This is a genomic window from Methylobacterium sp. Gmos1 (assembly GCF_053764715.1).
In genome coordinates, this window is the sequence record NZ_JBSNCC010000013.1 from 1 (window position 1) to 17,577 (window position 17,577).

Here is a 17,577-nt window from a genome sequence, read left to right on the forward strand (position 1 = left end):
ACGCCAGGTACGGCGCCACCAGCGCCCATTCTTCATCGGACACGTCGGACGGGTAGGCGGGGCGATCGGCGCTCATACCCCTCAACGCCCACGCTACGTCATAAGTTCATAACACGCTCTAGGAGCACGTCACAGGACTTGGTTCATCATACCGGAGAAATCGGACGTCCAGTGCCCATGGATTGCGCTTGATCATGCGCGAGGCCGGGACGCGTACCTGCTTCTCGTTTGACAATGAGGCGGCTGGTCGTAAATACTATGCGAAGTGTATCGGGGCAGCCCTTCATGCGTGTCTTCGCGTTGGCTCTTGCTGCCGGATTGGCTATCAGCCCGGTCAAAGCTCAGGTGCGGACGCCGGAGTTCGCGAGGGCGGAATATGTCTTCAATGAGGATCATAGTTTTCGCTCCCGTATTCTCTCCCAAATTCTGCTGATCGCAACCGGTCATCAAACCTCCGTTCCTACGGAGAGTCTGGGCCTTCGCACCTTCGAGGCGACCAAGCGATTCCAGGAGCAAAACGGCATCCGGCCGGACGGGGTGCTGAGCAAGCCGACGGTCGATCGACTCGTCACGGCCGCGGTGCCGATGCTGAGCCTGTGGAGCTTCAAGCTGACCGAACATCCGTGGCGTGGTCGTCCGATATGGATGCCGCAGGGCTTGTTGCTGCGCCCATCCACGAACAAGAACGGCCTCGCATTCGATGATACCCTCGATCGACTAAGCGTGAAGTACAATTATTTTTCTTCGGTCGGCATCGATCTCGTCTACTCTGATACGCTCGAACGCAAGCGTCGCAATCGCTACACAATCAATTACAGCGTAATCAAAGACGGATGGTTCGTCATCTCGGCCACGTCGGCGGGCGGCAAGGACGAATATCTTCGCTATCATCAGGACGGCGATGGGGTCCTGGGCTTCTCGCTGTTTTGGGACAACGCAAAAGGGAACGTCAGCGGCGAACGTGTCGCCATCCTAATGTCGGCGTCGCTCGGCTCCGTGATGAATGGACGTCCGATGATCGAGCCGCCCGGAACGTCGCAGGCAGCCCCTCAGGTCGCCGCGACGCCGCCCTTGCGTGCTCCCGCCCAGCCCGTCGCGCGGGAGAATCCGCCTCCCGCCTCGGCACCGCTCCCTTCCGCCGCGCCTCCCGTTGGGCCGAAATCCGAAGACAGGGGCATCTCGACGGGCTCGGGCTTCTTCGTCGACGCCAACGGCAATTTCGTCACGAACGCCCATGTGATCAAGGATTGCAGGCTTGTTACCGTCAAGCTCAACGACAACAAGGCGGCCCACATGGCGCGTATCGTCGCGACGGACAGCAGCAACGATCTCGCCCTCCTGGCGCTCGACGACGCCAAGGGCGGAAAGTTCGCGGCTCTGCGGATGGGCGCGCGGCTGGGTGAGAACGTCGCCGCTTTCGGGTATCCTCACGCGGATATCCTGGCGAGTTCGGGCAATTTCACACTCGGAAATGTGACCGCCTTGTCGGGAATCGGTGACGACAGCCGGTATTACCAAATTTCCACACCCGTCCAGCAGGGCAACTCGGGCGGACCGCTCCTGGACGGCTACGGGAACGCCGTCGGCGTGGTTGCGGCGAAGCTGAACGTGCTCAAGGTGGCGCTCGCCTCCGGCGACTTCCCCCAGAACATCAATTTCGCCATCAAGAGCACGATGCTCGCGACGTTCCTGGAATCGAACCAGGTTGCCGTCCACCCGGGCTCGACGACGGGAACTAGGCTCGATCCCGCGGATCTCGCGGATACGGCGAAAGCCGTGAGCGGGTTCGTCGCTTGCCAGTGATACCGCCCCGGCGCTTCCAAGCCTGTCCCGAGACGTGCGAGGGGCTGGATTGAGGGACGCGAACCCCGGAGAGTTGTGGACGGAGGCGACCGCGCGCCCTTCTGCGCCCGGTCGCCGACTCTTCGCTCCGGGACGATCCCCGGTCGTCTTCTGGTACTACGTGTGGATCACCCGCCCATACGCGTCGAGCACGCTCTCGTGCATCATCTCCGAGAGGGTCGGGTGCGGGAAGACCGTGTGCATCAGCTCTTCCTCGGTGGTCTCGAGGTTCATCGCCACGACGTAGCCCTGGATCAACTCCGTCACCTCGGCCCCGACCATGTGGGCGCCGAGCAACTGCCCGGTCTTGCGGTCGAAGATCGTCTTCACCAGGCCGTCGGGCTCGCCGAGCGCGATCGCCTTGCCGTTGCCCGCGAAGGGGAAGCGGCCGACCCGCACGTCGAAGCCCTGCTCCTTGGCCTTGGCTTCGGTGAGGCCGACCGAGGCCACCTGCGGCTGGCAGTAGGTGCAGCCCGGGATCTTGCCCTTGTCCATCGGGTGGGTGTGCAGGCCCTTGATGGTCTCGATGCAGATCACGCCCTCGTGCTCGGCCTTGTGGGCGAGCATCGGCGGGCCGGCGACGTCGCCGATGGCGTAGATTCCCGGCACGTTCGTCCGCCCGAGCCCGTCGGTGGCGACGATGCCGCGCTCGATCGTGACGCCGAGCTTGTCGAGCCCGAGATTCTCGATGTTGCCGACGACGCCGACCGCCGAGATCAGGACCTCGGCGGTGATCTCCTGGGCCTTGCCGCCCTCGCTCTCGATCGTGGCGGTGACCGCGTCGCCGCCCTTCGCGACCTTGGTCACCTTGGCGCCGGTGAGGATCCTGATGCCCTGCTTCTCGAAGCGCTTGCGGGCGTGGGCGGCGATCTCGTGGTCCTCCACCGGCAGGATCTGCGGCAGCAGTTCCACCACCGTCACCTCGGCGCCCATGGTGCGGTAGAACGAGGCGAACTCGATGCCGATCGCGCCCGAGCCCATCACCAGCAGGCTCTTGGGCATTTTTTCCGGGACCATCGCCTCGTAGTAGGTCCAGATCTGGCGTCTGTCCGGCTCGATGCCCGGGATCGCCCGCGGCCGGGCGCCGGTCGCCACGATGATATGCTTGGCGCCGTAGGTGCCCGCCGCCTTGGCACCCTTCGGCGCCTCGGCGCGCTTCGTCTCCTTGACCACGACCCGGCCGGCCTCGCTCCCCTTCGGCGCCGCCTCGATCGCCGCCTCGCCCCAGATCACGTCGACCTTGTTCTTCTTGAGCAGCATGCCGACGCCGCCGTTGAGCCGGCCGGACACCCCGCGGGAGCGCTTGACGATGGCCGCGGTGTCGAAGCGGACGTTGTCCGCCGACAGGCCGTAATCCTTGGCGTGCTGCATGTAGTGGTAGATCTCGGCCGAGCGCAGCAGCGCCTTCGTCGGGATGCAGCCCCAGTTGAGGCAGATGCCCCCTAAGTGCTCGCGGTCCACCACCGCCGTCTTGAAGCCGAGCTGCGCGGCCCGGATCGCCGCCACGTAGCCGCCGGGGCCGGCGCCGATGATGAGGACGTCGTAGGTGTCGGACATTCAGGTCTCCGAGGAGGGCGGGGTGGCGGCCAGGGCCGCTATGATTGTGTCCAGCGTACCGTCAATCGCGCGCAACACGTCCGCGTTGGAAAAACGCAGAACCCGGAAGCCGTGCGCCTCGAGAGCCGCCGTGCGCGTGGCGTCGTAGGCCTGCTGATCGGGAAAGCCGTGCTGGCCACCATCGACCTCGACGATCAGCCGCGCGCCGAGGCAGCAAAAGTCGGCGACGTACGGCCCGAGCGCGACCTGCCGCCGGAAATGCGATCCCTCGACCGGCAGCCGATGGCGCAGATGCCACCACAGCCGCTTCTCCGCCGGAGTGAGAGCGTGGCGCATGACCTTGGCGTTCGCTCGGGCCCGCGGTGATGCCGACTGCTCGGGCGATCCGTTCCAGGGCACCAGCAGTTCCTCTTCTCTACTGGGAACGAAGGAGGCGCCTTCCCTCCCCCTTGTGGGGAGGGGCTGGGGGTGGGGGTGGTGCAGGATGGAGCGCGAGATTTCTTCGGCCCCACCCCCACCCCTAACCCCTCCCCACAAGGGGGAGGGGAAAGTGCTAGACCAGCATGCCCATCGGGCTCTCGATCAGGCCCTTGAAGGCCGCGAGCAGTTCGGCGCCGAGCGCCCCGTCGACCACCCGGTGGTCGCACGACAGCGTCACCGTCATCGCCTGGACCACCGCCGGGGCACCGTTCTTGGCCACCACCCGGGCCTCGCCGGCGCCGACCGCCAGGATGGTGCCGTGGGGCGGGTTGATGACCGCGCCGAAGGACTTGATGCCGAACATGCCGAGATTCGACACCGCGGTCGTGCCGCCCTGGTACTCGTCGGGCTTGAGCTTCTTCGTCCGGGCGCGGGCGGCCAGATCCTTCATCTCGGCCGAGATGGTCGAGAGGGTCTTCTGCTCGGCCTTCCGGATCACCGGCGTGAACAGCCCGCCGTCGATCGCCACCGCGACGCCGACGTCGGAGTGGCGGAAGCGCAGGACCCGGTCCTCGGCCCACACCGAATTCGCCGCCGGCACCCGCTGGAGGGCGAGCGCCAGCGCCTTGATGACGAAGTCGTTGACCGAGAGCTTGAAGGCCGGCTTGCCGTCCTTGTCCTTGGTCGCCCCGGCATTGACCTGCTCGCGCAGGGAGAGCAGCGCGTCGAGCTCGACGTCGAGGGAGAGGTAGAAGTGCGGGACGGTCTGCTTCGACTCGACCAGGCGCTTGGCGATGGTCTTGCGCATGCCGTCGAGGGGCACCTCCTCGTAGGAGCCCGGCTCGAACATCCCCATCACCTGCTTGGCCGAGAGGCCCGACGGCGGGGCGGCCGCAGCGGGCTTCTGGGCTTGCGCGGTGTCGGGCTTCGCCGCGGCGGCGGGGGCTTCCTTGGCGGCGGGCCGGGCCGCCGGCTTGGCCGTGCCGCCCTCCAGCGCCGCGCGCACGTCGCGCTCGATGATCCGCCCGTGCGGGCCCGAGCCCTTCACCGCGGCGAGGTCGACGCCCTCCTGCTTGGCGATGCGGCGGGCGAGCGGCGAGGCGAACAGGCGGCCCGAGGCAGGCGCCGCCGCGCCGTTCGGCTGGCCGCCGGGCTTGGCTCCCGACGGCCGTGCGCCCTCCGGCGCGGTGTCGACCCGCTCGTAGGACATCGTGCCGCCGCCGGGCGTCTCGTTGCCGGCCGGCACCTGGGGCTTCGCGCCGTCCGCCTTTCCGGCCTCGGCCTTGGCCGGTGCCCCCGCCGTCTGACCGGTGCCGCCGGCCTGCACGCTCTTGGGGTCCTCGCCCTCCTCGGCGATGAGGGCGATCAGGTCGTTGACCGGCACGTCGGCGGTGCCCTCCGGCACCACGATCTTGGCGAGCACGCCCTCGTCGACCGCCTCGACCTCCATCGTCGCCTTGTCGGTCTCGATCTCGGCGAGCACGTCGCCCGACTTGATCGCGTCGCCCTCCTTCTTGAGCCACTTGGCGAGGTTGCCCTTCTCCATCGTCGGCGAGAGGGCGGGCATCAGCACGTTGATCGGCATGGATTCAGGTCTCGGCGGGAGGAGGGGCGGCCGGATCGTCGAAGGGGAACAGGTCGTCGAGGGGGAACGGGACGGCGTCGAAGGGCGCTAGCGCCACGGTCTCGCCGCGCGCGACGGTGCCGAGCAGCAGCCAGCGACCGTCCGAGAGGGCGAAGGCTTCGAGCACGCCGACGGCGGGATCGAGCAGCCAGAGATGGCTCACCCCGGCCTCGGCGTAGATCCGCCGCTTCGGCCCGCGGTCGAGCCGGGCGGTGGAGGGAGACAGGATCTCACAGACCCAGTCCGGCGGGGTCTCGATGTAGCCAGCGTCGGGGTCGATGCACGACAGGCGCTCGCGGCGCCACCCGGCAAGGTCGGGCACCAGAACCTGCCGTCCGACATGAAATTCGGTCCGAGGCATGAAGAGCCAGCCGCCGGGGCCGCCCCGTCCGCGGGAGAACGGCGCCCCCAGCTCGCCGGCTAGAGCCGCAAGGGCGACACCGAGCCGCGGCAGCGTATGCACGTGGGTCTCCAGCCTGCCATCGACGATCTCGGCCACGAGGTGGTCCGGCACCGCCTCGAGGTCGGCATAGGTGGCCCAAAGCGGCGCGGCCTCGGCCATGGGACGCCTCAGTTGAAGCTCTCGGGATCGAGGCTCTCGGCCTCCATCCCGGCGCGGATGCGCGCGAAGGCCTCCTCCTCGGACAGCTCGGTCTCGCGGGCATAGACCTGCGCCGCCTGGCGGGCGAGGTCGATGAGGAACCGGCCCCAGGTCGCCGGGTCGTCGAAGGAGCGGCGGAGCGCGACGCTCACCGCGCCGTCGACAACGGCGGCGCGCAGCACCTCGATGCCGCCCTGCTCCAGAGCGTCGGGCGGGATGTCCAGGGCCTCGAAGCGGGGCTCGTCCTCTGCCATGGGGGTCACCGGTAGCAGACGGCCTTGGCCGCCTCGATCACTTCCGCGACGTTCGGCAGGGCGAGCTTTTCGAGGTTCGCCGCGTAGGGCATCGGCACGTCCTTGCCGGTGATGCGCAGGACCGGCGCGTCGAGGTAGTCGAAGGCATCGACCATCAGGCGGGCGGCGATCTCGGCGCCGACGCCCGATTGTGGGAAACCCTCCTCGACGGTGATGCAGCGGCCGGTCTTCTTCACCGAGGCGACCACCGTCTCCGAATCCATCGGCCGGAGGGTGCGCAGGTCGACCACCTCGGCCTCGATCCCGGCCTCGGCGAGCTCGTGGGCGGCCTTGAGGGCGTAGGTCATGCCGATGCCGAACGACACGATCGTCACGTCCTTGCCCTCGCGGTGGACCTTGGCCTTGCCGATCGGCACCGTGAAGTCGTCGAGCTGCGGCACCGGGAAGGACTGGCCGTAGAGGATCTCGTTCTCGAGGAACACCACCGGGTTCGGGTCGCGGATCGCGCTCTTCAGGAGGCCCTTCGCGTCGGAGGCGGTGTAGGGCATCACGACCTTCAGGCCCGGCACGTTGGAGTACCAGGCGGCGTAGTCGTGGCTGTGCTGGGCGCCGACCCGGGCCGCCGCGCCGTTGGGGCCGCGGAACACGATCGGGCAGCCGAGCTGGCCGCCGGACATGTAGAGGGTCTTGGCCGCCGAGTTGATGATCTGGTCGATCGCCTGCATGGCGAAGTTGAAGGTCATGAACTCGACGATGGGCTTGAGGCCCGTGAACGCCGCGCCGACGCCGACGCCGGCGAATCCGTGCTCGGTGATCGGGGTGTCGACGACGCGCTTCGCGCCGAATTCCTGGAGCAGGCCTTGGGTGATCTTGTAGGCGCCCTGGTACTCGGCGACCTCCTCGCCCATCACGAAGACCTTGTCGTCGCGGCGCATCTCCTCGGCCATCGCGTCGCGCAGGGCCTCGCGCACGGTCTGGGTCACCATCTGGGTGCCCTCCGGGATCTCGGCCATCGCCGGGTCCTGGCCGCGGTTGGTGATCACCGCGGGGGCGGCGGGCTTGCCTACCGGCCCGTCGTCCTCGGTCTTGGCGGCGGGGGCGGGCTGCCCGGCCTGGCCTTCCGCCTGCATGTCGGGGGCGGGCGCCTTCTGGCCCTCCTGCTTGCCCTGATCCTGGCCCTTGCCGTTGGGCTTTCCGCCGCCGGCCTCGACGCTCGCCGGGTCCTCGCCCTCCTCGGCGAGCACCGCGATCGGCGTGTTGACCGCGACGTTGTCGGTGCCGTCGGCGACCAGGATCTTGGCGAGCACGCCCTCGTCGACCGCCTCGACCTCCATGGTCGCCTTGTCGGTCTCGATCTCGGCCAGGATGTCGCCGGCCTTGACCGGGTCGCCCTCCTTCTTGAGCCACTTCGCGAGCTTGCCCTGCTCCATCGTCGGCGAGAGGGCGGGCATCAGGATGTCGGTCGGCATGGGGGACTCTGTCGATCCGGGAGAGGGGCGCGCCGGGTCGGGCGCCGGCCAGGGGCGAAGCCGTCCGCGAGCGGCGCGGACGGCCGGGGGCGCCGGAGCGGGGCGCTAGAGCAGGATGTCGGTCCAGAGCTCGGACGGATCGGGCTCGGGGTCGCTGGTGGCGAAGTCCGCCGACGCGTTCACGATCTCCCGCACCTTGGCGTCGATCGCCTTGATCTCGTCCTCCGCCACCTTGTGCGGCCCGAGCAGGCGCTTGCGGACCTGCTCGATCGGGTCGGATTCCTCGCGCATCCGGGCGACCTCGTCCTTCGTCCGGTACTTGGCCGGGTCGGACATCGAGTGGCCGCGGTAGCGGTAGGTCTGCATCTCGAGGATGTACGGCCCCTGGCCGTCGCGGGCATGGCTGATGGCCCGGGCCGCCGCCTCGCGCACGGCGCGCACGTCCATGCCGTCGACCTGCTCGCCCGGGATGCCGAAGGAGACGCCGCGCTTGGAAAAATCGGTCTGGGCCGAGGCGCGCGAGACCGAGGTGCCCATGGCGTAGCGGTTGTTCTCGATCACGTAGACCACGGGCAGCTTCCACAGCTGCGCCATGTTGAAGCTCTCGTAGACCTGGCCCTGGTTGGCCGCGCCGTCGCCCATGTAGGTGAGGCTTACCGCGCCGTCGCCGCGATACTTGTTGGCAAAGCCGATGCCGGTGCCGAGCGAGACCTGCGCGCCGACGATGCCGTGGCCGCCATAGAAGTTCTTCTCGCGGGAGAACATGTGCATCGAGCCGCCCTTGCCGCGGGAGTACCCCCCCTTGCGGCCGGTGAGCTCGGCCATGACCCCGTTCGGCTCCATGCCGCAGGCCAGCATGTGGCCGTGGTCGCGGTAGCCGGTGATGACCTGGTCGCCGTCCTTCGAGGCCATCTGGACCCCGATCACCACGGCCTCCTGGCCGATATAGAGGTGGCAGAACCCGCCGATCAGGCCCATGCCGTAGAGCTGGCCGGCCTTCTCCTCGAAGCGGCGGATCAGCAGCATCTCGCGATAGGCGTGCAGGTCCTCGTCGCGGCTGAAGGCCGGCACGTTCGACGAGGCCGCGGGCGGCGGGGCCGCCTTCTCGCGGGTCTTGTCGCTCCCGCGGCGCGCCTCTTTCGCGGCATCCATCGGCACCCTCCCGGCTGCTACCTTTGTGGGAGAGTTCTTAGGGCAGGTGGCGGCGCAAATCGAGCGGTTCGGGACGGAAAGCCGCTGCCGGGACGAAGTCAGGGGGTCATGATGACGACGTCGTTGGGGTGGACGCGGCCGAGCACGACCCGGGCGCGCTCCTCCAGGAGGTCGCGGTCGATCTGGTCGCTGCGCAGCAGCGCCACGCGGCGCTCCCACTCGGTCCGGTCGGCCTTGGTGGCGTCGAGCTCCTGCTGCAGGCCGTAGGCCTGGATCTTGAGCGCGCGCTTCGCCTCGAGGCCGCGGCTTCCGCTCTCGGCCTCGTGCAGGAAGTAGCCGACCACGAGGATCGACACGGCGTAGAGGCCGAGCGGCAACAGGACGGCACGGGCGCGACGACGGACTACCATGCGGGGAGAATGGGGCGGGAGGGTTAAGGAAGGCTCAAAGCCGTCACGCGGCCCCCCGCCACGCCGCCGGGGTCAGGCCGGTCGCCTGGGCGAAGCGGCGGGTGAAGTGGCTCTGCGAGGCGAAGCCGCAGGCGAGGGCGATCCCGGCGAGGCCCGTCCGCCCATCCACCAGAAGATCCTTGGCCAGAAGATCCTTGGCCAGAAGATCTTTGGCCCTGGCGATCCGCCGCTCGGTCACGTAGCGGTGCGGCGCCAGGCCGAAGCTCGCCTTGAACATCTTGGCGAAGTGGAAGGTGCTGAGGCCCGCCTCGTCGGCCAGCACCTCGAGGGTCAGGGCCTCGGCGAGACGCGCCTCGATCAGCTCCGCGATGCGGCGCCGGACCGCGGGCGACAGGCCGCCCTTCACCGCCCGTTGTCCGCCCGGGCCGGCGTGTCGCCGCAGGAGGGCGTGGAGCAGGAGGTGGCAGGCGCTCCCGAGCGCCATCCGGTCGGCGCCCGCCGCCCAGTCGAGGGGCAGCACGGCGCCGCGGATCAGCATCGCGGTCGCGGGATCCTCCGCGAAGGTCGCCTCGCGCAACGAGACGGTGCGGGGATCGACGTCGAGGGCGCTCACCGCCTGGTAGGCCAGGGTCTCGGGCGCGACGTAGAGATGGACCATCCGCAGGCGACCGCCGATCAGCCACCGGCTCTCGTGGCCGGCGGGCAGGAGGCAGACCTTGTCCGGCCCGCCGCCCGACAGGGCGCCGTCCTCGCGCACCACGCCCTCGCCGCCTTCGAGGTAGAGGCTCAAGGTGTGGTGGTCCGGGCGGTCGTAGCGGGCGCGGTTGTCGCGGTTGTGCCACTCGGCCAGCGACAGCCCGCGCCCGATCTCGGCGCTGCGCAGGAGCGCCGCACCGGTGCGGGAGAGGGCGTCGCGGACGTCGGGGTTCGGCTCGGTCATGTGCGGGGGTCGGGCTTCACACTCCGACCGTAGGGGCCGAGCGACGCCGGCGGCAACGGGGCGGGGCGCATCCCCGGCGAGAAAGCCCCAAGAACGGACAAGGCCACCGCCGGAAACCGGAAGCCAGCCCGCCCGCGACCGGCCTATCAGGGGCTTCCCGCACCAGCCCGACCGGAACCCGCCCCCCGTGACCGCCTTCCTCTACGCCCTGACCGTGCTCATCTGGGGCACGACCTGGATCGCCATCAAGCACCAGCTCGGCGCCGTCGCCTTCGAGGCCTCGATCGCCTACCGCTTCGCGCTCGCCGGCGCCGTCCTGTTCGGCGCGCTGGCCCTCACCGGGCGGCTCAAGGCCATCCCGTGGCGGCACCAGCCCTTCGTGCTGTTGCAGGCGCTCTGCCTGTTCTCGTGCAACTTCGCCTGCTTCTATCTCGCCACGCGCTCGGTCCCGAGCGGCATCGTCTCGGTGGTGTTCTCGGCGGCGACCGTCTTCAACGTCGCCAACGCGTACCTGTTTCACCGTCGCCGCCCGGCGCCGCGGGTGCTGGCCGGGGCGGTGATCGGGCTTCTCGGCATCGCCTGCCTGTTCCGGGACACCCTGGTGAGCACCGCCCTCGACCGGGACACCGCGATCGGCCTCGGCCTGGCGCTTCTCGGCACCTGGTTCTTCTCGGCCGGCAACCTCGTCTCGGCCCGCAACCAGCGCCACGGGCTCCCCGTGGCCACGGTGAACGCCTACGGCATGCTCTACGGCGCCGCGCTCGTGGCGACGGTCGCGCTTTTACGCGGCGTGCCGTTCGGCTTCGATCCGTCGCCGGCCTACGTCGGGGCGCTCATCTATCTGGCGATCCCCGGCTCGGTGATCGGCTTCACCGCCTACCTGACGGTGGTGCACCGGATCGGCCCCGAGAAGGCGGCCTACATGACGGTGCTGTTCCCGGTCGTGGCGCTGACGATCTCGGTCTTCGCGGAAGGCTACCGGGTGACGCCGCTCGCCGGCCTCGGCTTCGCCCTGGTGCTCGCCGGCAACGTCGTGGTGTTCGCGCCGCTGCGGGCCCTGCGCGCCCACCAAAAAGGCCGCCCGGAGGCGGCCTGCAAGGCGTGATCCTGTCTCGAAGGCGGGGAGGGGCATGCGATGCCCCTCCACCGAGACAGCTCAGCCGACCTTCAGCGCGCCGCGGCCGAGGTAGCGGGCCTGCGTGCCGAGGCCCTCCTCGATGCGGATGAGCTGGTTGTACTTGGCCAGTCTGTCCGAGCGGGCGAGCGAGCCGGTCTTGATCTGCCCGCAATTGGTCGCGACGGCGAGGTCGGCGATGGTCGCGTCCTCGGTCTCGCCGGAGCGGTGCGACATCACCGCGGTGTAGCCGGCGCGGTGGGCCATGTCGACGGCGGCCAGGGTCTCGGTGAGCGAGCCTATCTGGTTGACCTTCACCAGGATCGAGTTCGCGGTGCCCTTGGCGATGCCCTCCGACAGGCGCGCGACGTTGGTCACGAACAGGTCGTCGCCGACGAGCTGGCAGCGGTTGCCGACCTTGTCGGTCAGCGCCTTCCAGCCGGCCCAGTCGTCCTCGGACATGCCGTCCTCGATCGACAGGATCGGGTAGGAATCGACGAGCTTCGCCAGGTAGGTGGCCTGGGCCTCCGGGTCGCGGGTCTTGCCCTCGCCCTCGTAGACGTACGAGCCGTTCTTGAAGAACTCGGTGGCGGCGCAGTCGAGGGCGATGACGATGTCGCGGCCGGGCTCGAAGCCGGCGGCGCGGATCGAGTCCATCACGAAGTCGAGGGCGGCCTCGGCCGAGGGGAGGTTGGGGGCGAAGCCGCCTTCGTCGCCGACATTGGTGTTGTGGCCGGCCTTCTTCAGGGCGCCCTTGAGGGTGTGGAACACCTCGGCGCCCCAGCGCACCGCCTCGGCGAGCGAGTCGGCGCCCACCGGCATGATCATGAATTCCTGGAAGTCGATCGGGTTGTCGGCATGCGCGCCGCCGTTGATGATGTTCATCATCGGCACCGGCAGGATCCGGGCCTGGGTGCCGCCGACGTAGCGGTAGAGCGGCAGGCCGGAGGCCTCGGCGGCGGCCTTGGCGACGGCGAGCGAGACGCCCAGGATCGCGTTGGCGCCCAGCCGCGCCTTGTTCGGCGTGCCGTCGAGCTCGATCATCGCCTCGTCGATGGCGGCCTGCTCCTCGGCGTCCATGCCGCCGATGGCGTCCAGGATCTCGCCATTGACCGATTCGAGGGCCTTGAGCACGCCCTTGCCGCCGTAGCGGGACTTGTCGCCGTCGCGCAGCTCCACCGCCTCGTGGGCACCGGTCGAGGCGCCCGACGGAACGGCGGCGCGGCCGAAGGAGCCGTCCTCCAGGAGCACGTCGACCTCGACGGTGGGATTGCCCCGGCTGTCGAGGATCTGGCGGGCGGCGATGTTGGTGATCGCGGTCATTGAGAGGATCTCTCGGGCAGGCTTTGCGACGTTCGGGCGGCTTATCGGCCAAGATGCCGCCTGCGGCAAGCCGCCCGAGGGTCTGGCGCTGGGGAAGTTCGCCGGTGCCGGGCTCAGGCGGGGCGGGCGGTATCGCGCGGGCCCGCGCGGGTCTATAGGGCGGGCATGACCCAAGACATCTCGCAACACGCCCGGCAGCTCGGGCAGCCCGTCGCCTCGCCGCGCTCGCCCGAGGAGGCCCAGCTCGACCGCGTGCCGAACCCGCACCCGGACACCGATTACTGCGCCCGCTTCACCGCGCCGGAATTCACCTCGCTCTGCCCGGTCACCGGCCAGCCCGACTTCGCCATCCTGGTGATCGACTACGTGCCGGATCAATGGCTCGTCGAGTCGAAGTCGCTCAAGCTCTACCTGCACAGCTTCCGCGACCACGGCGCCTTCCACGAGGACTGCACCGTCGGCATCGGCCGCCGGCTGACCGCGCTGCTCGAGCCGCGGTACCTGCGCATCGGCGGCTACTGGTACCCCCGCGGCGGCATCCCGATCGACGTGTTCTGGCAGACCGGCACCCCGCCGGCCTCGGTCTGGCTGCCCGACCAGGGCGTGCCGCCCTACCGGGCAAGAGGCTGAGGACCTCGGCTGACGACAAAAGAGAAGGGCGGCCGGGTTTCCCCGACCGCCCGTCCCGCACTCAGGTGCGGCTCAGATCTCAGTAGCCGTAGCCATACCCGTAGGCCGGGGCCGGGGCACCGTAATAGCCGTAGCCGTTGCGGCGGGCCGCGTCGGCCGCGGCCGCGGCGCCGATCGCGCCGACCGCCGCACCCGCGATGCCGAGGCCGACCGCGGCACCCGGCGAGATGCCGCGGCGACGACCGCCATAGGCGTAGGGCCGGCCGGCGTAACCGCGGCCGTAGCCGTGGCCGTATCCACCATGGCCGTAGCCGTGACCGCGCCAGCCCTGGGCCTGCGCCGGGGAGGGGGCGACGGTGGACATGGCGCCGAGGGCGACGGCGAGGGCCGGGATGATCGCCAGCTTGCGCATCGTTGATCTCCTGCTTTCGTTCAAGCCATATGACCCGGATAACGAGCTTCGCCGGGAAGGGTTCCCGCAATCGTTCGCGTCCGGGACCGCCCGCTTGCGCCGCGCTGGACCGGGTCTCCGGTCGTAACGGCGGGGGCGTGACTGACGCTGATCCTCGCGCCGGTCGCCTGAACTCGGGCTGAACTGGCGGCGGCCGCGGATCGTCAGCCGGGAATCGTCAGCCGCTGCGCGCCAGGCGCCGGGCGGTGGCAAGCCCGAGGACCAGGATCGCGGCGGCGCAGAGCGCCAGCGCCGGCAGCTGGCCCAGCGCCGTGAGGCCGAAGCCCAGCACGGCGACGCCGAGGGCCTGGCCGCAGAAGAACGAGAAGGCGTGCAGCGCCACCGCCGAGGCGCGGGCCTCCGGCGCCACCTCGGTCACCTGCACCTGGAAGGTGTTGTGCAGCATGTAGAAGCCGAGGCCGAGCGCCACGAGCGCCGCCGCGTCGGCCTGCCAGGAGCCGGCGAGGCCGACGACCGTGAGGGCCGCCCCCGAGACCGCGCCGCCGGCCATCAGCATCCGGGTCTGGCCGAGGAAGCGCAGCAGGAGCCCGACGGTGAGGGAGTAGGCCAGCCCCCCGGCGGCGAAGCCCGCGAGCACCAGGCCGGCCTCCCGCGGCCCGCCCTCGCCGCGCGCCTCGATCAGGTGGGCGAGGTGCGGGAAGATGCCGAAGACCGCGATCGCCTCGACGAAGACGGCCGCGAACAGCACCCGGGCGCGGGGATTGCGCAGGATGGCGCGGTAGCGCGCGAGCGCAGGCGCGAGGGCGAAGCGCCCGCCGGGCGCGCGCAGGCGCCGGGCAAAGCCGAGGGCGACGCCGAGGAGGCCCATCGCCCCGACCCCGGCGGCGAGCCAGAACACGCCGCGCCAGCCGATCGCGCCCTCGATCAGCCCGGCGACGGTCGAGCCCGAGAGCTGGCCGAGGATCACCGCGACGAGGAAGCGGCCGATCGCCACCTGGCGCTGCGCCATCGGGATGCGGTCGCCCATCATGGCGAGCGAGAGCGGGATCACCCCGCCGGCCGCCGCCCCCGCCAGCATCCGCAGGCCGAACAGGGTGCCGATGTCGCCGGTGAAGGCGCAGGCCGCGAGCGCCAGGGTCAGCACGGCGAGGCAGGCCACCACCACCCGCTCCTTGCCGAGCGCGTCGCCGACCGGACCGAGGACCGGCTGGATCAGCGCGTAGGGCAGGGCGAAGGCGGTGGAGAGGAGCGCGACGGTGGCGGGCGGGCTCGCGAGGTCGCGGGCGAGCACGCCGACCAGCGGCTCGACCACCCGGCCGGCGAAGGTGCTGGCGAATCCCCCCGCGGCCAGGACCGCGATCAGGCGCGAGGGGGAGTCGGAGGTCGCCGCGGCCTGCATCGCCGCCGTCCCGTCAGCCGCCGGTCCCATCCGCGGGTCGGGACTTGGCGAGCCGGTCGAAGGCCTGAAGCTCGGCGAGCAGCGCCGGCATCCGGCGCAGGGGGACCATGTTGGGCCCGTCGGAGGGCGCCCGGTCGGGATCCGCGTGGGTCTCGATGAACACGCCCGCGACGCCGACCGCCACCGCGGCGCGGGCGAGCACCGGCACGAATTCGCGCTGGCCCCCCGAGGTGGCGCCCTGGCCGCCGGGCTGCTGCACCGAATGGGTGGCGTCGAACACCACCGGCAGGCCGCCGCTCACCTGCGCCATGATCGGCAGGGCCCGCATGTCCGAGACGAGCGTGTTGTAGCCGAAGGAGGCGCCGCGCTCGGTCAGCAGCACGTTGGGGTTGCCGGCGCCGGTGATCTTGGCCGCGACGTGGGCCATGTCCCAGGGGGCGAGGAACTGCCCCTTCTTGACGTTGACGACGCGCCCGGTGGCGGCGGCGGCGAGCAGCAGATCGGTCTGCCGGCACAGGAAGGCCGGGATCTGGAGCACGTCGACGGCCTCGGCCGCCGCGGCGCAGTGGCCGGCCTCGTGCACGTCGGTGACGACCGGCAGCCCCAGGGTCTCGCGGATCTCGGCGAAGATCGGCAGCGCCTGGGTCAGGCCGAGGCCGCGGCTCGATCCCGCCGAGGTGCGGTTGGCCTTGTCGAACGAGGACTTGAAGACGAGGCCGATCCCGAGATCCGCCGTCATCTGCTTGAGGGCGCCCGCGACCTCGAGGGCGTGGCTCCGGCTCTCCAGGGCGCAGGGGCCGGCGATCAGGCTCAGCGGCAGGTGGTTGCCGAAGCGGACGGAGCCGGCCGCGACGACGAGGGGCGAGGGGGCGGTCGAGGAGGATGGAGTCGGCATGGTGCGTCGAGGCGTAGCGGGTTTCGGCGGGCGCGGGAAGGTGCGGGTTCGTCCGCCGGGCCGGCGATGTCGAGCGGAAGGCCCCGGCGCTCAGCCGGGAGCGTCGGCGGGGGGCGCGGAGCGCAGGGTGAAGCGGGTCATCTCGGAGGGCCGGCCGAGGCGGAGCGCGAAGCCCGGCCAGATCCCGGTGCCGTTGCCGACGTAGAGGGTCATGCCGGCGACCTCGTAGCGGCCCGAGACGAAGCCGTTGTTGCCCCGCGCCACCAGCCGGTCGAGGCCGAGGATCATCCCGCCATGGGTGTGGCCGGAGAGCTGGAGCGCGACGCCGCGCCCCGCCGCCCGCTTCGCGTTCCTCGGCTGGTGGTCGAGGAGCACGACCGGCGCGCCGGTCGGGGCGCCGGCGAGCGCCGCCGCGAGATCGGGCCCGGCCTCGCCGGCGGACGGGGCCGAGGCGTCGGTGACGCCGGCCACGACGAGGCGGGCCCCGTCCCGGGCGATCACCGCGTGGGCGTTCGGCAGCATCGTCAGGCCGAGGCCCGCGAGGTGGCGCATCCAGGCCGGGTAGTCGAAGAAGTACTCGTGGTTGCCCGGGATGGCGAACACCCCGTCCGGCGCCCGCAGGTCGCGCAAGGGCGCGACGTCGTCCCGGCGCATCGCCACCGAGCCGTCGATGAAGTCGCCGGTCACCACGATCAGGTCGGCGTTCGCCCCGTTGGCGCGCTCGACCACGGCGCGGGCCCAGGGCGCCGGGAAGAGGCGGCTCAGGTGCAGGTCGGTGAGCTGGAGCAGCCGGTAGCCCTCGAAGGCCGGCGGCAGGCCGGGGATCGCCACCGCCACGTCCCGGACCGGCGGCACCCGCACGGCCTCGGCGACGCCGAGGGCCGCGAGCCCGGCCGCCCCGAGCCGCACCCCGTCCGGGACCGCGACCGGGCTCCAGCGCAGGAGGGCGGTCCCCAGGGCGCCGAGATCGACGAGGATCTGGAGCACGGCGAGCAGCAGGATCGCCCCGAAGGCCCAGTTGAGCGCGAGCACGACCCCGCGCGGGAATTCGGGTGCGAAGACCGAGCCGGAGGAGAGCCGGTTCCAGAGGTGGAACTGCGAGGCGGCGAGCAGCAGCAGGGCGATGGCGACCTTGGCGGCCAGCGGCAGCCCGAGGGGCGCGAGCCAGCGTGCGATCACGTAGGCGCAGGGCGTCGCGAAGATGAGGTGGAAGATGGTCTGCCTCCTGCACGGCTGACCGGCCGAGCCGGTTCCGCTGCTCCCCGTTAGCAGCGTCCGATCGCCGGAGAAACGCTCCGTGTCCTGGTCCTGAAGCGCGGCGACGAACGTCGCAGGGCCGATTTCCCGCAACCGCGCATGCCGATGCCTCCTGCGGCCGGCAGTGAGGCCGAGCCCGACCGGGCGCGACGCCCGAGGATATCGGCCGGACACCGCAGGACCCACGCGTCGGCGCCGGGTGCAGCGGCGTCCGGGGCGACCGTGCCGAGGATCGACGAGCGATCCCGCAGCGGCGCCTCCCGCCGCATCGACGGCGC

General features: G+C 70.6%; 17 protein-coding genes. 3 read left to right on the plus strand and 14 right to left on the minus strand.

The window, feature by feature from the left end; all coding sequences use genetic code 11:
* Positions 1-285: 285 nt before the first annotated feature.
* Positions 286-1,803 carry a trypsin-like peptidase domain-containing protein gene (locus tag ACS5PV_RS21895; protein ID WP_455397460.1) on the plus strand — a complete coding sequence of 506 codons (1,518 nt, stop codon included), beginning with the start codon at positions 286-288 and terminating at the stop codon, positions 1,801-1,803.
* 156 nt (positions 1,804-1,959) lie between these two features.
* On the opposite strand, the gene lpdA is transcribed toward ACS5PV_RS21895, so the two are convergent.
* The 9 genes from lpdA to ACS5PV_RS21940 form a co-directional block, all read right to left on the minus strand.
* A complete protein-coding gene (gene lpdA / locus ACS5PV_RS21900) occupies positions 1,960-3,399 on the minus strand; it encodes a dihydrolipoyl dehydrogenase (RefSeq protein ID WP_455397461.1) in 1,440 nt (479 codons plus the stop codon).
* The gene (locus ACS5PV_RS21905) at positions 3,400-3,798 is read right to left on the minus strand and encodes an endonuclease domain-containing protein (RefSeq protein ID WP_455397462.1); all 399 of its coding nucleotides are present in this window, start codon (positions 3,796-3,798) and stop codon (positions 3,400-3,402) included.
* Between the two features lie 154 nt (positions 3,799-3,952).
* Complete coding sequence (locus ACS5PV_RS21910) at positions 3,953-5,404, minus strand: pyruvate dehydrogenase complex dihydrolipoamide acetyltransferase (protein ID WP_455397463.1); 1,452 nt, start codon at positions 5,402-5,404, stop codon at positions 3,953-3,955.
* Positions 5,405-5,408: 4 nt separating this feature from the next.
* On the minus strand, positions 5,409-6,005 hold the full coding sequence (locus ACS5PV_RS21915) for a Uma2 family endonuclease (RefSeq protein ID WP_455397464.1): 597 nt from the start codon (positions 6,003-6,005) through the stop codon (positions 5,409-5,411).
* Positions 6,006-6,013: 8 nt separating this feature from the next.
* Positions 6,014-6,298 carry a DUF5076 domain-containing protein gene (locus ACS5PV_RS21920; protein ID WP_099904470.1) on the minus strand — a complete coding sequence of 95 codons (285 nt, stop codon included), beginning with the start codon at positions 6,296-6,298 and terminating at the stop codon, positions 6,014-6,016.
* Positions 6,299-6,303: 5 nt separating this feature from the next.
* Positions 6,304-7,767 (minus strand): pyruvate dehydrogenase complex E1 component subunit beta, encoded by a 1,464-nt coding sequence (locus ACS5PV_RS21925; protein ID WP_455397465.1) that lies wholly within the window; start codon positions 7,765-7,767, stop codon positions 6,304-6,306.
* 105 nt (positions 7,768-7,872) lie between these two features.
* The gene (pdhA, locus tag ACS5PV_RS21930) at positions 7,873-8,919 is read right to left on the minus strand and encodes a pyruvate dehydrogenase (acetyl-transferring) E1 component subunit alpha (protein ID WP_455397466.1); all 1,047 of its coding nucleotides are present in this window, start codon (positions 8,917-8,919) and stop codon (positions 7,873-7,875) included.
* 98 nt (positions 8,920-9,017) lie between these two features.
* The gene (locus ACS5PV_RS21935; protein WP_455397467.1) at positions 9,018-9,329 is read right to left on the minus strand and encodes an FtsB family cell division protein; all 312 of its coding nucleotides are present in this window, start codon (positions 9,327-9,329) and stop codon (positions 9,018-9,020) included.
* Positions 9,330-9,372: 43 nt separating this feature from the next.
* The gene (locus ACS5PV_RS21940) at positions 9,373-10,269 is read right to left on the minus strand and encodes a helix-turn-helix domain-containing protein (protein ID WP_455397468.1); all 897 of its coding nucleotides are present in this window, start codon (positions 10,267-10,269) and stop codon (positions 9,373-9,375) included.
* Positions 10,270-10,456: 187 nt separating this feature from the next.
* Between ACS5PV_RS21940 and ACS5PV_RS21945 the strand changes: the two genes are divergently transcribed.
* Positions 10,457-11,374: a DMT family transporter gene (locus ACS5PV_RS21945; protein WP_455397469.1), complete on the plus strand. Its 918-nt coding sequence runs from the start codon at positions 10,457-10,459 to the stop codon at positions 11,372-11,374.
* A 51-nt stretch (positions 11,375-11,425) separates the two neighbouring features.
* On the opposite strand, the gene eno is transcribed toward ACS5PV_RS21945, so the two are convergent.
* On the minus strand, positions 11,426-12,706 hold the full coding sequence (gene eno / locus ACS5PV_RS21950) for a phosphopyruvate hydratase (RefSeq protein WP_455397470.1): 1,281 nt from the start codon (positions 12,704-12,706) through the stop codon (positions 11,426-11,428).
* Between the two features lie 165 nt (positions 12,707-12,871).
* On the opposite strand from eno, the gene queF reads away from it, so the two are divergent.
* Positions 12,872-13,336 carry a preQ(1) synthase gene (gene queF / locus ACS5PV_RS21955; RefSeq protein WP_455397471.1) on the plus strand — a complete coding sequence of 155 codons (465 nt, stop codon included), beginning with the start codon at positions 12,872-12,874 and terminating at the stop codon, positions 13,334-13,336.
* Between the two features lie 79 nt (positions 13,337-13,415).
* Here the strand turns inward: queF and ACS5PV_RS21960 are convergent, their stop codons facing one another.
* From ACS5PV_RS21960 to ACS5PV_RS21975, 4 genes are all read right to left on the minus strand, one after another.
* Positions 13,416-13,748, minus strand: coding sequence for a hypothetical protein (locus ACS5PV_RS21960; RefSeq protein WP_455397472.1), 333 nt, complete (start codon positions 13,746-13,748; stop codon positions 13,416-13,418).
* Between the two features lie 217 nt (positions 13,749-13,965).
* The gene (locus ACS5PV_RS21965; protein WP_455397473.1) at positions 13,966-15,177 is read right to left on the minus strand and encodes an MFS transporter; all 1,212 of its coding nucleotides are present in this window, start codon (positions 15,175-15,177) and stop codon (positions 13,966-13,968) included.
* Complete coding sequence (gene kdsA / locus ACS5PV_RS21970; RefSeq protein WP_455397474.1) at positions 15,161-16,042, minus strand: 3-deoxy-8-phosphooctulonate synthase; 882 nt, start codon at positions 16,040-16,042, stop codon at positions 15,161-15,163. Before kdsA ends, ACS5PV_RS21965 begins: the two co-directional genes overlap by 17 nt.
* A gap of 90 nt (positions 16,043-16,132) precedes the next feature.
* Entirely contained in the window at positions 16,133-17,257 is a 1,125-nt protein-coding gene (locus ACS5PV_RS21975; RefSeq protein WP_455397605.1) for a metallophosphoesterase, read from the minus strand.
* Between the last annotated feature and the right edge of the window lie 320 nt (positions 17,258-17,577).